Raw genomic sequence first — 15,293 nt, forward strand, 5'->3', positions numbered from 1 at the left:
TGGCGCCGCTTGAGCAGGTCGCGGTGCCACCGCAGGACCGTCTCCGGGCGGGACCAGCAACACAAGGCGCCGCAGCCTGTCGGTGGGGAGGTGGTGGAGCAGCCCCGCGAGGACCGCGCGGTCCGTGTCGGTGAAGGCGGGCTTGCCGACCTGGCGCTGCAGGATGAGGAGTTGGTGCCGGAGCGCGAGGATCTCGATGTCTTTTTCACGATCGCTCATCGGCAGCAGGCGCAGGAGCGTCAGCGTGTTGACTGCGGCGAGGTAGGTCAGGCGCAGCAGCACGACAGATCATGATGCCGCTGATGCCCGTGTAGATGAAGGCCCTGGGCGAGCACGAGCATGGCCGCAGAGCGGCGATCAAGGCTGCGACCTGGGCAGATGATTTATCGGCACCCGCACCCGGGCGAGGTCCTCGACCACCCGGGGCGCAGCGGGCAGCACCAGCCCCCGGTCGGGCGCGGCGGGGACGGGACGGCCGTCTCCTCGACGGCCTCCGCCACGGAGCAGGCGGACCGGTGTCAAGCTCGTGACCTGCCTCCGACCGCGCGCCACCGGGTGCCGAAGCCGGAGAGCGGGATGTCGTCCCGGGCCTGCTGGGCCAGGACCGCGACCGCCGCGATGGCCGCTCACCAGGCCCGCTCGCGGTACGCTTTCGGCAGGCATTTGTCTCTGCGCACTTCCAACTGCCGGGGACCTTCGGGTCGAAGACTGGGTTGAGCCCGTGCACTGGCTCCGACAGCGCCATGGTCAGGCGGCCGGCAGCGGCGAGGAACGCGGTGTTGATGTCCAGGCCTACCACGCGCGGCAGGGCCCGCTCCGCCTGGCCAATCGCCTCGACGGAACGGATCCAGTCCCACGCCTCGGTGACCAGAACGTCGCCGGGGTCGTGGCTCTGCGCGACCGGGTGCTCTGCGGGGCCCCTGGCGGCGCCGGATCGAACGAGCGGGTGCGCGAACAGGCCCGAGGTTCAGCCGGCCTCGGTGCGCACAGCGTGGGTCGGTGCGCACCGTGCGGGTCGGTGGGCGCAGCTCGGCTGCCTCGGTGCTCGCTGCGGGGTCGGCGGGCAGCGGAACTCCACTCGGGGAGTTTCGGCGGCCTCGGCGGGCGCCTCGTCCTGCCGATCGCGGGTTGTAGCCCGCTGTGCCCGGGCCTCGCGGTGGCGGGGTCCGGGCAACGGCGGGCGGTGCGGTTTTGGTGTCAGGTCAGTTGCTGGGTTGCCATTGCTGTTCGGGGGCTCCGGTGCAGGTGGCGAGCTTCAGGTAGATCAGTGTGGTGGTGGGGTCGAGGCTCGTCGGGGTGAGGCATTGACCTGTGGCTCGGTTGGCCAGCGTCAGGTTGGTGCCCAGCTGCCAGTGCCATTTGTCCCCTGTGTAGCAGAGGTCAAGGGCCGGGGAGGAGCCTCCGCCCGAGAGGCACCATGTGTTGTTGGAGGCGGGTCTGAGCGTGCCGTCGGCCTTAATGTTCCACTGCTCGGTGCGGTCGCAGGGGGTGAGAACGGGGACCGTGCCGGGTTGGGTACTTGCCACATGCATGCACCATCCCGGAATGGCGCTGTTGGTGAGCTTGGCGTTGGTGAGGGGGTATCCGGTGGCGGAGATCTCGGCGGCGCTGGTCCAGGGGCCTCGGTTGCCGGCTTCGGTGAGGGCCCTCAGCCGCAGGTACCGGCCGGGGGTCGGGGGGAAGGTGGCCGTCTTGGTGCTGGCATCGTCGGCAAACGTACCGGTGGCCACTGCGGTGCCCCAGGAGGTAGTGCTGTCCGAGACGTAGACCTCGTACTGGCCGATCCGGCCGTTGGCATTGCCGTCCTGGCGGGGAAGGTAGGTGAGGGTGTCGACGCTGTAACGGGTGCCGAGGTCGATCTGGATCTCGTGGGGCAGCGGGTCCGTGCCGTTGCTCCACTTGGTGTGCCACATGGTCCCGGTATGGCCGTCGATCGCGTTGATCGCGGCACCCCCGACGGTGTCCTGGCTGTCAACGTGGACGACAGACCAGCCAGCCTTGGGGATGTCCATGTGGGCCGGGGCCGGGTTCGTCGGGTAGATGAAGCTTGTCTGGGCCGGGTTGAAGGTCGTGGTGGGCGGGGCGAGGGCGAAGCAGTAGGCGACGTTCAGCTGCGGATCGCGTGGGGTGAAGGTGGTGTAGGAACAAAGCCGCGCGGTCTGTTCGGGACCGGTGGTCACCTGCTTGACGAGGTAGGTGCCGTTGAGGCCGTTGTAGGTGCCGTAGGCCGTTTCGGTCGTGCTCGAGCTGGTCACGGGGCAGGTGCTACCGGCCCTGCAGCCGATGGAGTACCAGTTGTAGCCCTGGTTGCCGAGGTCGTAACCGGTGTCGCCGATGACCAGGTCCCCGTTCGGGACTGACAGGTAGCAGTAGTTGTGGGTGTTGTCGGCCAGGGCGGTGCGGCTCAGGTCGGTCACGTCATCGAAGGTGTGGTCGCTGCAGGTGACGTTGCCGGCGCCGACGGTCTTGACGACCCAGGCTCCGTTGCCGCCGTAGGCCATCTGGTAGATGCCCTCCGACGGCACGGTGCAGGTGCCGCCCTGGCCTGCGCAGTAGGCGAGGTGCGCGGGTGGTCGGGCGATGTTGCACGATTCGTTGCTGTGTCCCGGCAGCGGGTCCGTCGGGAACGTCGAGCTGCTGCTGCCGGCCGTGCAGGGCACGCCGTGGGGGTAGTCCGCGCCGTTCACGCTCCGGTAGGTCCAGTAGGAGCCGTTGTCCTGGGCGCCGTACGCCAGGGTGGTCTGCCCGCTGATGTAGCAGGTGCCTCCCTTCGCGGCGCAGGATCCCGACGGTCCGCCGGACTGGACGGATGTACCCGGTGCCGAGCCGGCCAGGATGGTGCATTGTTTGCTCTGGCCCGGTGCGGGATCCGCGCCGAAGCCGGCGGCGTTGCAGGTGATGGAGTTGGTGACCGGTTTGATGATCCGGGTCGCCCCGGTGCCGTAGGCGACCTCCTGGGTGCCGCTCACCGTGCACGTGTCGCCCTCGTTGCCGCACGGGGCCACGGCGGCCAGCCATGATCCGTTGTCGCCGGTGCTCGGGCTGTCCGGGGCCGGGGCGAAGCAGGTCTCGTGAGCGGACGGGTCGGGGTCGGTGGCGAAGGAGGACGCCTTGCACGCGAGACCGCTGGAGGGGAGGGCGGCGGTGACGTAGCTGCCAGCCGCGCCGAAGGCTACCTGCCGGGTGCCGGTCGGGTTGCCCGCACAGGTGCCGTTCGGGCTGTCGGCGCAGTTGGTGAATCCGATCGGCGCGACTGGGGCCGTGTCGACCGCGGGCACCGGCTGGAACAGCTTCTGCGAGGCAATCTGGCTGTCTACCGCGTTCTGGTAGGCGGTCAGGTCCGCCGAGGAGAACTTGTCCTTCGGCACGTCGGCCACTACCTGCGGAACGACGTCGGAGTCGTAGTGTGCCTTCATCCTGGCCGAGACGTCCGACACGTGGCAGTCGCCGGGGCAGTACTCGTTGAAGTGGGCGTTGTACCAGCTGTCGTAGCTCCTCTTGAGGTAGGACCTGGAGTAGTCGTCCGACCCGGTTCCCTGGTTCAACGAGGCGACGGTCGAGCTGATCGCCTGGTGCACCCCGTTGATGAATCCGCTGCGCAGTGCCTGCTCGGCGGCGGTGGTGTCCGCCGCGATCCGGGCCTTCGCGGTCTGCGCCGCCGTCATGACGGCGGCGCTGGCCGACTCGTTGGCCTTCGCGTCCAGCGTCGCCATGGACAGGTTCGCGCTCCACAGCACCTGGCTCTGCGCGGCCGCGAACGCCGCCTGCGCGTCTGCGAGCAGCGCGGGGATGCTCTTTTCGGTGATGGTCTTGCCCAGCTCGTCGTGCCATGCCTGGTTGCGGCTTGAGATGATCTGCTGGACTTCGGACACGCCGTTCACCGCGTCGATGATCGTCGTCACGATGACTGTGATGAGTGCGGCCACCCCCAGCACCAGACTCACTTCCGGCAGTGCCGCGAAGTCCGCCGCGATCGCCAGCAGCGTCAGCACGTTTGCCGTGATCCCGCCGGGATCCTGGTGGATCGCCGAGTCGGTGATCCCGAGCAGCTGGCCCACGACCGGCACCAGGGCCAGCGTGGCGGTCGCCTTGTCCAGGTCGGAGGAGTCCGAACTGAACGCCTGCTCCATCGAGCTGATCCACAGGAGCACCGTAGCCGGAGTAGCCGCAATGTTGAGGTCCGAGAACGCCTCGGTCAGCTTGGCCGACAGGGTACCGGTCGCACTGCCCGCAGCACTGCTCGCAGCACCGAGCGGCTGGAACACCCTGGCCCGGTTCCTCCACGAATCCTGCAGATCCGACGTGAACCCGACCGTGGCCCGATCGAACACAGCAGCGCCGCTCCGCTGGACCGATTCGGCCTCCGCCACCACCACCTGCGCGTAGACCGGAAGATCTTCCGTCGGCATGTCCCGGACGATCAGGCCCTGGGGTGATTCCTCCACGACAGTGCCCGCTTCGTCGGCGGCCTGGAAGTCCTGCGCGACCTTGTCCTCGTCCGTTGTCGCCGCCCTTGAGGAGTTGTAGCAGTCGCCCACGGGATTGCCGGCAGGGCAGGCTGTTCCTCCCGAGGGCTGCGTCGCTGTGAGAGAGGAGCTCTTGAGGGGATCGTTGTAGTCGGTCGGCGTCAGATCGCTCCACGACTTACCCGATGCCAGGGCGAACCGGTAACGCGTCGCGTTCGAATGCGCGTTGTACGCCGGGCGGTAGGGCTGGGTGATACTGCTCGCCTTGACGAAGGACAGCTCCGAAATGGGCTTGTCGGCGATGGCGGTGCGGACCTTGAGTGCCTGTTGCACGGCCGGATCGCCGGGATACTGCTTCTGGGACCCGACGGCGATCTGCACCGCCTTGGCCGCGTACGGATCGGCCTTAATCCCGTGGGCGATGCCCAGGGTCTTCTTCTGTCCGAAGACCGCCTTCAAGCCGGCCCTTCCCCCGTGGGTGATCAGCTCTTCGGCAGGCGTGTTGATGAATTCGTACGCCGCGTCTCCGAAGACATCCTTCGTGCCCGGGATATCCACCGGATAGTCCGCCGTCATCAGCTTTTTCGATGCGTCGAACGGCTTGAATCCGAGCACGTTCCGCAGCGCGTGCACGGCCTCGTGAAAAAGCACGGTCGCCGAGCGCATCGCGAATACCTTGCCGTCTTTCGTGTACATCCCGGGCGTGTAGTCGCCGACCTGGATCAGATTCGCCGAGCTTCCGGCGCCCTCACCGGCCCAGGACGTCGACGCCGTTGACACGCCTGCCGCATCACTCCCCTTCACCAAGGTCTGAGTGAGTCCCTGGGGGTCGGCGTGCGTGATCAGTGCATTCACCGGTAGGACCTTGAGGACATCATCCGGATCGGTGAACTCGCTGTAGGAGACCTGGGAGGGCAGGGGGGACGCCTGACCCATTGCCTTGAGCAGCCGCAGCCCCTCGGGATTGGATGCGATCTCGTCCAGATCCGCCCACGTTCTGTTCAGGAACGCCTGGGCAGCCGGGCCCGATGCGGTGACGGGCGGCCATGCACTTCCATCAAGGAGGCTCCCCGCCGCATCGGATATCACACCGGGATAAACTGCGATCCTGGTTGCCTCCCCCGAGGGCAGCACGTACTGATAGGCGAGCACCTTGGCCTTTCCCGCCCGTGTGCCGGTCGCAAAGTAGTCGGGCATGCCGACCATGATGCTGCGCGAATCCTTCGAGCCTTGGCTCACGTCGGGTGGGGTGGTCTGGACCGCCGAGGCGTGGGTCGCGACTGTCAGCTGTACCGCTGATATCCCGGCCACGATCAGGGCGACGGGGAGTGCGAGTGCCAGCAGGCGGATCCACCACTGCGGCATACTGCGACGTAGTAGCAAGACTTCTCCCTCCGGCCTCTGCAGGGGAAGCGGCCGCCGAGCCGATCCCCTGCAGAGGCATTCCTTGTGTGCGGGCTGGCACTTCGATGGCGGCAGCACCACGAGCTTCGGTGACGATTCGTTCGGGCTTAGGTCAGACACCGGGCGTTCAGCTCACGTTGACGTCGAACGGCGGCGTCCTAGGCACGGCCCGCGTATTCGCCGGGGCAAGGGGGCGGCGGAACCCCGCCGCAGCCCGAAGGTCGACTGCTCTGGGTGGGGCCGCCGGCAGACCCGACAATCCCCCTGGAATCAACCCGCTGCGGCGTGGCATCACCCCGAGGTCTTTCACTCCCCCTTCGCTTGGGCACCTCCTTCCCATCGCGTTTCGCTGCCAGCGCGACCGGCCTCGGCACGGACCATGCGGCCGGGGTGTGGACCCGTGACGGACCCCGCCCGGAGCAGACCAAGTGTCACCGCGACAGGCCCGGCGAAGCAGGGGAGATCTACGTGGTTCACTACCTGAATTGGGAGACACACGTAGTGCTCGAGAACGCCTTCTCCTGACCTGCCTTCGCCCGTGTCAACGGCCTGTCGCTCCGGTTCTGATCCGCTCTCGTAGGGCGTCATCCGCCCAGGCAGGCCCACTCGCGCTTTCCGGAGCGGCCGGCTGGTGCCCGACGGCCCAGGTCACGATCTGTGTGCGGGAGGTGAAGCCGAGCTTGTTGAGGATGCGCTGAACGTGTCCCTCCGCGGTACGCGGAGAGACGACCAGACGGGCGGCGATCTGCTTGTCGGTCAGCCCCTCGGCGAGCACAGTGACGACCTCGCGTTCGCGGCGGCTCAGCGGGACGTGTTCCTGCCGGGCGTCGAGCGCACCGGGCTGGGTGTGGGCATCGTGCGCAGCCGACGGGATGGTTGGTGTGCGGCCGAGTGCACGGGCGATCGCCTGCTCGACCGTCAGGTCGTGCCCTGCCCGAAGGGCTGCCGCAAACTTCTCCGCACCGATTGACCAGCGCAGGTGTGCTTCACACTCGTCCCGGTGGCGGAACAGACCCAGGAATCCGCTCAGTGGAGCACTGCCCAGCCGGAAAGCGGTCTGGGCCGCGCCGAGGAGCTGGGCGGCCAGTTCGTGGCGTTCTTCCCGTGCCCGGGCCCAGGCCAGGACTTCCAGGCGCTGGGCGACCGCCAGCAGGTTGTGGGTTGGGTAGTCGATGCGCAGCCCGTCCTGAAGAAGGATGATGGCGTCGTGGGTGTTGCCGTTGAGCCAGCGCTCGAGTCCAAGGACCCACAGGACGTAGGAGCGGGACCAGGGGGCGCCGTGGGCGTCGCAGATGGCCAGACACTCCTCGCCAAGAACTGTGGCGTGAGGATTTCCGGTCAGGCCGTGGGCGAGGGTCAGGAGGAACAGGGTCGCGCACTGCGCCTCCGCGTCTCCGTGGCGCGGTGGTGTTCGAGGGCATCCTCCAGAAGGGAGAAGGCGCTTGAGAGGTCGTCCTGGAGGATCGCGGCGAGGCCGGCCAACTGGACGGCGCGGTTGCATCGACGTGGCCAACGGCGGCACCGACAACGGCACCAAGATCCAGCTCTACGACTGCAACTACTCCAACCCGCAGGACATGGTGGTCGATTCGGACGACACGATCAGATCCCTGACGAACAGTGCCAGGACGTCACCAACGGCAGCACGACCAACGGCACCAACGTCCAACTGTACGACTGCAACGGCACCGGATCGCAGACATGGCAGGCGCGGGCGGACGGGACCGTGTACAACCCGCAGTCCGGCAAGTGCCTCGACGACAGTGGCGCCGACACCAGCAACGGGGCTCAACTGATCATCTGGACCTGCAGCAACCCGCTGAGCAGCAACCAGGTTTGGAGGCTGCAGGCGGGTCCCGTCAACAGCCCGATGGGGCGGTGTCTGTCCGTCAAGGGCGACGCCACCGCAGACGGAACCGCCGTCACCACGGCGACGTGCAAAGGCAATGACGCCCAGTTCTGGACCTACAGCGCCGACAACAGGCTCAAGGCGTACGACAAGTGCCTGGACGTCACCAACGGCGCCACGGCAGTCACACCTCGTTCGCCCCCAGGAGCTTCGACGTGCCCTGGCCAGCCCGGACGGTGAAAGCGAGCTGCTGCGGCCCGGGGGCACGTACAGGCGACCGGGAAGGCCGGCTGGCACGCTGCCCAGCCCGTGGCGGGCGCGTGCACGGCAGCCGAGCGCGCACCCCGCACCTCCAGGCAGGGGAAGGTGAAAGCCGTACGGCCGCCGGTGGTTTGGCGACCACACCTTGCCCGGCCCGGCGACCCGCAAAGCGGACGCGTCATCCGGAATACGCGGAGCAGGTGAGATGCCCCGGACCGACTCCAAGCCCGGGCGGGCTCCTACCGGAATGTGGCGACCTCGACCGCGATCACGCTACCGGAGCGGCCCGACGACCAGGGTGACCGCTGTTTACACAGCCCATCGTACCGTGCCGGGGTGTGCGGCGGCGCGGACCACGATCCGCGAGGTGGATCCGGGCAGGGACCCCCACCCGACTCACAATTCCACGGTCGGCGCGGCAGCCCATGCCACGATCTGCAGCCGTGACTTGAATCCGAGTTTGGTCAGGATGCGTTGAACGTGACCCTCGGCCGTCCGCGGGGAGATCACCAGCCGGGCGGCGATCTGTTTGTCAGTCAGTCCTCCGGTGAGCAAGGTGAGGACCTGCTCCTCACGGCGGGTGAACCGTGCGGATGGGTGTGCGGGTGCCGAGGCGGACGGCGACGCGGGTGTGGGAGGTGGCGGCACCCGGCCGAGTGCGCAGGCGATCGCCTGGTCGAGGCTGAGTTCGGCGCCGGCCTGAACGGCGGCGGCGAACGACTTGGTGCCGAGCAAGCGCCGCAGACCAGCCTCGCAGGCATCGCGGTGGTGCAGGAGCTGGCCGAGGCCGGGTATGGCGACACCGGTCAGCTGCCAGACGGTCTGTGCGGCGCCGAGCAGCCGGGCGGCTCGTTGGTGCGCGCCGTCCCGCGCGGTGGCCCAGGCCAGGACCTCCAGGCATTGGGCGACGGCGAGAAGGTTGTGGTCGGGCTCTTCGACGCGCAGAGCGTCCTGGAGACAGGTGATCGTACGGCGGGTGTCACCGTCCAGCCAGTGCTGGAGGGCGAGGATCCACAGGGCGTAGGGGCGTGACCAGCGTGCGTCGTGCGCGACGCACAGGGCCAGGCACTGCTCGGCGAGGTCGAGGGCGCGGGGATGGCGGCCCAGGCAAGCGGCGAGCGCGAGCAGGAACAGGGCGGTCCACTGGGAACCGAGGTCGTCGGTGGCACGGTGTCGCTGGAGGGCGTCCTCGAGGAGGGCGGCGGCGTTGTGAAAGTCGTCTTGGAAGAGTGCGGTTAGGCCGGTGAACTGGACGGCGTGCGCCTGGGCCCGCGGGTCGCCGAGGGTTTCAGCGAGGGTGCGGCATTCGGTCAGGTGCGCTTGGGCGGTCGTGCTGTCGGCGTGCATGAGGGCGAGCCAGCCGTCCACCCACAGCGCTTTGGCCCTGGCAGCGCTGGGCTCGGTGTCCAGGGCCAGTGCTCGGTCCAGCCACTCGCGTTCCTCCTCCAAGCCGCCCGCGCCGAGGCGGTGGCTCCACAGGGAGGCGACCAGCTCGAGTCCAGTGCGTGCCTCGCCGGACGTGGTGAGGCAGAACTCGACGGCGGTGCGCAGGTTGGCGTGGTCCAGACGCAGGCGGGAGAACCATTCGGTCTGGCGTGGACTGAACCAGTCCTGCTCCGCGCGGGCGGCCAGCCGCTGATAGTGGTCGCGGTGGCGTCGCTGCGCGATGTCTTGCGCACGGCCGTCGGGCAGGCGGGTGCGGCCATAGTGGCGGATCGTCTCGAGCATGCGGTAGCGCACGCGGCCGTGCTGGTCGTCACGGGTCAGGACGGACTTGTCGAGCAGGGCGGCGAGGGTTGTGAGTACCTGTTCGCGGGCGACTCCCTCGCCCGTGCAGACCGCTTCGGCCGCTTCCAGGTCGAAACCGCCGCGGAAGACGGATGCCTGCGCCCACAGCTGCCGCTCCGGCGGCGTGCACAACTCGAAACTCCAGTCGATCGCGGCACGCAGCGTCTGCTGGCGGGGCAGCGCCGCGCGGGGCGCCCGGGTGAGCAGGGCGAAGCGGTCGTCCAGGCGGTCGAGGATCTGCTGGGGTGACAGGACCCGCAGCCAGGCGGCGGCCAGCTCGATGGCGAGGGGGATGCCGTCCAGGCGGTGGCAGATGTCGGCGACCGCCGCCTGGTGGTCCTCGCTGAGCGTGAACTCGCCCGATACCGCAGTGGCCCGGTCGACGAACAGCTGCACGGCCTCGTAGCGGACCATGCTCTCCACCGGCTGCCACCGGTGCGGATCCGGCAGGGACAAGGGGGGAACCGGTAGGAGGCTCTCGCCGTCGACTCCGAGCGCCTGCCTGCTGGTGGCCAGTACGCGCAGGTCCGGTGCCACTGCGAGCAATGAACGCGTCAGTGCCGCACCGGAGTCGAGGATGTGTTCACAGTTGTCCAGCACCAGCAACGCCCTTCGGCTCACCAGGTAGTCCGCCAAAGTCGGCAGCGGTGCCCGGGACGAATCACGGTCAAGACCCAACGCGGCCACGACAGTCTGTGCCAGCAGGCCTCCGTCCTCCAGCGGGGCCAGATCCACCACCCACACCCCGCCCGGGAAGGCTCTGCGCACCTCATGCGCGACGCGCAGGGCCAGGCGGGTCTTACCGATCCCGCCAGTTCCGGTCAGCGTCAACAACCTGGTACGGGAAAGCAGTTGCCGGACCTGGTGCAGCTCATGCCGCCGTCCCACGAAGCTCGCCACCTCGGCTGGCACACTCCCCACGCGGGCGCGGGACCTGTTGATGCTCATGCTTCATGACAACAGCGATGATGCGAACTACGGGCGGATTTTAGTGAAATATCATGCTCCTTATAGAAATATTGCCTTCGCCATGGATTGCACCTTGTGTTCTGGAAGGCCCGATCAGCGCCGCAGACCAGGTCTCACCGTCACATGGAGACTCGCAGGCCCGGGCCGCCCTGTGTGACTGGACCATGGCGCCACTGATGTATAGCCGCGGGCGATCTGCCGGGCGGTTGCTCCCTCCAGCCTCCCTTGAAGGATCTTTGCTGACTTGGCGTCATCTTCGATCGGACGCTCAAGCCATGTCGGGGTCCTCCAGGGCGTGAAGAGTCCGGCTCCGCCCGCCGGGGCCCGCAGGCGGTGTCGGCCACCGCGGCACGTGAAGGTGGTCGACGCTGTGGTCATCCACCATCCCCTCCTCGCCCTTCCGTGGCGGGCGGTGCCAGCACCGCGGAAGGTGTCGTCGTGTTGCCTCCACGGGTGAAGACGATCGACGCCCTGTGGGATTACATCCGTCATGCATGCTTGTGAGGTGGGTCACATGCGCGGTGTCGGTGTAATCGCGAGGGCCATTCTTCGTCAAACAGACGGTGACGGCCCGCAGACCTGCGTCCCAGGGCCGCACCCACTGCTGCTGCGGGAGCGAGAGAGGGCAAGAACACACGATGAGGACACTGCATCAGCGCCGTCGCGCGTCCTGGTCACTGGCGAGCGACGAGGCTCTGGTCGAGGCGACGCGCCAGGGCGAGATGGATGCGTACGGCGAGCTGTGGGTGCGTTACGAGAGGTCTGCTCTCAACCTTGCGGCCGGCCTGGCGCACGGGTCCGCCGATGACATCGTCGCCGAGGCCTTCGCTCGCATCCTTCGGTGCCTCCGCTCCGGCACGGGGCCGCATGGCAACTTCAAGGCTTATCTGTTCGCGACGGTCCGCAGCCTGGTCATCGACAGCCGCCGGGTCAAGGCGTCCACGACCATCCCCGTCGGCGATCCCGACCAACTGGCTCTCCTCGCCGGGGCTACCACCGCGCCGGAGCCGCCAGAGGCAGCCGAGCTGGCTGAGAAGTCCTGGCGCTCCCTCAACGAGCGGGACCAGTGGCTGATGTGGGCCACGGCGGTCGAGGGATACAGCACGCCCGAGATCGGCAGCCAGCTCGGCATCACCTCGGCCAAGGCCGCCGTCTGGCTGTACCGCGCGCGTGAACGGATGCGCGACGCCTTCCTCGCCAACCACATCGCCGCCGCAGACGACCCGCAGTGCGCAGCGCAACGCCGCCGGTTCGGCACATACCTCCGGGGAAGGCTCTCCCAGACCCGCAGCTCGGAGCTGTCCGGCCACCTCGCGTCCTGCCTGCCCTGCGCCGACGTCTTCGCCGACGTCCGTGACGTCAACCGGCGAATCCGCGCTGCGGTGTTCCCCCTCCTGCCAGGGGCCGCCCTGTCCGGTCTGACGTCTCCCCCAGCCCCGCCCACGCTCCTCGCACGGCTGGGCCAGGCGGTCGGCTCTCGGTACCGCGCCTTGGAGTCCACGACCCGCTGGGGAGTCCACTGGCTGCCCGCCTCGACCGCTGTCGTCGGCGCCATCACGGCCTTCGTCCTGGCAACAGTTCTCATTCCGGTCGGCGTACACCGCCGCGTCCAGACGGATCCTTTCGCTGGTCCGGATTCCCCGCCCGGGGTGTCGGCGTGGCCGCAGCCGTCGCCCTACGTCACGCAGCCGGTCCGTCCTGCCGCCCCCGGCTCGACGACGCGCCAGGACCCGGGTGCTGCCCCCGACGGTCAGACCAGCACGCCCTCACCGACTGTGACAGTGACGGGTCGTCCTGCGGTGGCTCCCACCCCGTCACCGAGCATCCAGCCGGATTCCCCGCCCGGGGTTTCGGCGTGGCCGCAGCCGTCGCCCTACGTCACGCAGCCGGTCCGTCCTGCCGCCCCCGGCTCGACGACGCGCCAGGACCCGGGTGCTGCCCCCGGCGGTCAGACCAGCGCGCCCTCACCGACTGCGGCAGTGACGGGTCGTCCTGCGGTGACTCCCACCCCGTCACCGAGCCCTTCTCCGATACAGCCGCCAAACCTACGTCCAGTCGGGCCGGAGCTCGTTCGATTCGGCGGCTTCCAGCAGCCGGAGGTGACTTCCGGAGACCTGGTGACCGTCTGCGCCTCGCCCACCTCCGACTGTAGGGGCCCAGAGTTGAGCGGGTGGACCGTGGTCGCTGGGTCGGTCGACGTGTGCCGCCAGAGCTATCTTCCGGGGCCGCCGGGGGATCCGTCCACAACCCAGGTGCTCGACCTCAATGGAGCCGACACCAATGTTCGCCGCACCGACGGCATCGAGCAGAGCTTCCCGACCACCTCGGGCGCCACGTACAGGCTCAGGTTCGCTCTGGCAGGGAACACCGCGGGGAGTCCCGCCGTCAAGACTGGAGCGGTGTCCGTCGACGGCACCGTCGTGGCGGACTTCGCCTTCGACATCACCGGGAAGAGCCGGACAGACTCGACCTCGATGGACTGGAGCACCCGGACGGTCGAGTTCGTCGCCCGCTCCTCGCACACTCGCATCCGGTTCACCAGCACCACGGCCTACAGCTACTACGGCCCGCTCATCACCGACGTGTCGCTCCGCTGGCTCGGCTAGTACTCCAGTGAGAGTTCTGCATTTGCCCTGGTCAACGGCCGGGTGGCGGGGAGTGTAGCGGGACTTCCGTGTGGGCGGGACGGCTTTGACGTGGACGTCCCGCCAGCGGGTGGCCGCGCCGCATGTAGTGACAACGGCGGGCGTGTGCTTGGTGCCGGCGCCGCCACCGGGACCATGTCACTGCGTGGCTGCGGTCCGGAGCACGGTGGCGGGGGCCAGTTGCCAGCAGACGGCGAATCTCGGCCGGTGTGAGGTCCACGAGGTCGGGCGTGTCGAGATCGCCTCCCCCTTGACTTGAAGGTCTTCTTCTCGGCGGTGCCCAAGGAGCCGACCGACGTCGTCACGGGGGACATCTTCGCGTTCATCACCGCACAGAAGGCACCGCGCCGCGGGCCGAAGGTCGTCCGGCTCGAGGACGGTGAGGCGGGGCTGTCGGCGCGGACCATCAAGCGTCGACTCGCCAGCGTCTCGGGGCTGTTCGGCTACCTCATGACCCGCGACGACGCGGCCGTTCAACGCAATCCGGTGCCAGTGGGGCTGGCCAACCGGCGGCAACCGCGGGGCACCGCTGCTTCGCACGCCGCGTACTCTGCCCCGCGTTCTTGGCCCGGGCGAGGTCGAGGCGGTGCTGGGCGCGCTGAACACCGCGCGGGACCGGGCCATGGTCCTGGCGATGCTCCTCGGCGGCCTGCGCCGCTGCGAGGTGCTCGGTCTGCGGCTGGGCGACCTCTCGCCGGGCGAGCGTCGGGTCTTCATCAGCGAAGGCAAGGGCGGCCACCAGCGCCTGATACCGATCTCCGCGCAGTTCTTCGCCGCAGTCGGCGACTACCTGGACCGTGAGCGTCCCCCTGTCAAACACGACCGGCTGTTCGCAGTGCTGCGCGGGCCGACCCGCGGCAATCCGCTGTCCGCCGCCGGCCTGGACGAGATCCTCAAGGGCGTCCGGAGACGGACCGGACTGCCGCCATCAGCTCGTCACACCTGTCTGACCCGACTGCGGGAGGCGGGCATGGCACTGGAAGCGGTGCAGGCCCAGGCCGGACACCACTCCATCGAATCGACCCGGATCTACATCCACCGGCCAACAGCTGGCTCGCCGAGCAGTACCTGCAGGCCAGCGCCGCCATCGACGCAGACAGGACGGGCGTCTGATGCACAGGGCCCGCGCCGCGGCCCTGCCAATCGTGCGGCCTGACCTCGTCGAGTACTACCTCGCCCACCGGGCCGCCCAGGGCATGAACACCGACCACAAGGTCCGCTGGGGCGCCCGCGTCCTACTCGCCGCCGTCCCGGATCTCGCGGACTTCGCCGGCCTGCCGCTGGAACGCCAGCTCGCCTTCAACCACGAGACGCACCGTTTCATCAGCTGGCTCGCGGTGACCGGACGCCTCCAGCCCGGCGCGGACTACCTGGTCGCCCGGCGCCCGCGCCTGGGCATCGTGCTGGCCCGCACCGATCCCGAACTGCACCTGCGCTTCATGGACACCGCGCGCCCGCTCGGCTTCCGCGACACGGTCGCGATGACCCAGTTCAACCTGCTGGCACACTTCGTCGCGCTGTTCGGCCGACAGCCGCACGAGCTGCGGCAAGCCGACTGGGACAAGGGACGGCGCCTACTGCTCGAAGCAGCCCGCCGCATCCCCAACCGCGGGGTGAAGGCCCTCTCGACGGCCCTGTTCAATCTCGAGGCGACCCTGTTCCACTGCAGCGGCGTTGTCACGTTGTTGCGTGCGAGAGTGCCTGAGGGTGTGTCGGGGTGTGGTGGGGCCGGGTTGCAGCTGTGTGTTCAGGCCGCGGTGGGCGGGCCGGCGGCTCCGGTGACCTGCTCCCAGATCGCGAAGCGGACGGTCATCTTGGCTCGGTAGCCGGTGGCGGCCATCAGGTGCCGACGGGGTCGGAAGTGGGGTGAGATGCCGCTGAACGCGGACAGGAAGCGTTGGGCCGCGCCGG

7 protein-coding genes and 2 pseudogenes are annotated in these 15,293 nt (G+C 68.6%); 4 read left to right on the forward strand and 5 right to left on the reverse strand.

Annotation, left to right across the window (positions count from 1 at the left end; all coding sequences use genetic code 11):
- The 3 genes and pseudogenes from ACWC9T_RS37305 to ACWC9T_RS37315 form a co-directional block, all read right to left on the reverse strand.
- Positions 1–282: pseudogene (locus ACWC9T_RS37305) on the reverse strand (integrase); the annotation flags it as partial.
- A gap of 920 nt (positions 283–1,202) precedes the next feature.
- Entirely contained in the window at positions 1,203–5,831 is a 4,629-nt protein-coding gene (locus tag ACWC9T_RS37310; protein ID WP_449825488.1) for a discoidin domain-containing protein, read from the reverse strand.
- A 580-nt stretch (positions 5,832–6,411) separates the two neighbouring features.
- Complete coding sequence (locus ACWC9T_RS37315; RefSeq protein WP_449825494.1) at positions 6,412–7,404, reverse strand: helix-turn-helix domain-containing protein; 993 nt, start codon at positions 7,402–7,404, stop codon at positions 6,412–6,414.
- Between ACWC9T_RS37315 and ACWC9T_RS37320 the strand changes: the two genes are divergently transcribed.
- On the forward strand, positions 7,366–7,959 hold the full coding sequence (locus tag ACWC9T_RS37320; RefSeq protein WP_449825489.1) for an RICIN domain-containing protein: 594 nt from the start codon (positions 7,366–7,368) through the stop codon (positions 7,957–7,959). The two genes, ACWC9T_RS37315 and ACWC9T_RS37320, sit on opposite strands and share 39 nt — an antisense overlap.
- 417 nt (positions 7,960–8,376) lie before the next feature.
- Here ACWC9T_RS37320 and ACWC9T_RS37325 read toward each other — a convergent pair whose 3' ends face one another.
- Positions 8,377–10,656: a LuxR C-terminal-related transcriptional regulator gene (locus ACWC9T_RS37325; RefSeq protein ID WP_449825490.1), complete on the reverse strand. Its 2,280-nt coding sequence runs from the start codon at positions 10,654–10,656 to the stop codon at positions 8,377–8,379.
- 644 nt (positions 10,657–11,300) lie between these two features.
- Between ACWC9T_RS37325 and ACWC9T_RS37330 the strand changes: the two genes are divergently transcribed.
- From ACWC9T_RS37330 to ACWC9T_RS37340, 3 genes are all read left to right on the forward strand, one after another.
- Positions 11,301–13,343, forward strand: a complete 2,043-nt coding sequence (locus ACWC9T_RS37330) for a sigma-70 family RNA polymerase sigma factor (RefSeq protein WP_449825491.1) — start codon at positions 11,301–11,303, stop codon at positions 13,341–13,343.
- A 625-nt stretch (positions 13,344–13,968) separates the two neighbouring features.
- Complete coding sequence (locus tag ACWC9T_RS37335) at positions 13,969–14,538, forward strand: tyrosine-type recombinase/integrase (protein WP_449825492.1); 570 nt, start codon at positions 13,969–13,971, stop codon at positions 14,536–14,538.
- A gap of 40 nt (positions 14,539–14,578) precedes the next feature.
- On the forward strand, positions 14,579–15,208 hold the full coding sequence (locus ACWC9T_RS37340; RefSeq protein WP_449825493.1) for a hypothetical protein: 630 nt from the start codon (positions 14,579–14,581) through the stop codon (positions 15,206–15,208).
- On the opposite strand, the pseudogene ACWC9T_RS37345 reads toward ACWC9T_RS37340, so the two are convergent.
- Positions 15,130–15,293 (reverse strand): annotated as a pseudogene (locus ACWC9T_RS37345) (IS6 family transposase); the annotation flags it as partial. The gene ACWC9T_RS37340 and the pseudogene ACWC9T_RS37345 sit on opposite strands and share 79 nt — an antisense overlap.

It is taken from the genome of Kitasatospora sp. NPDC001159, from assembly GCF_053598235.1.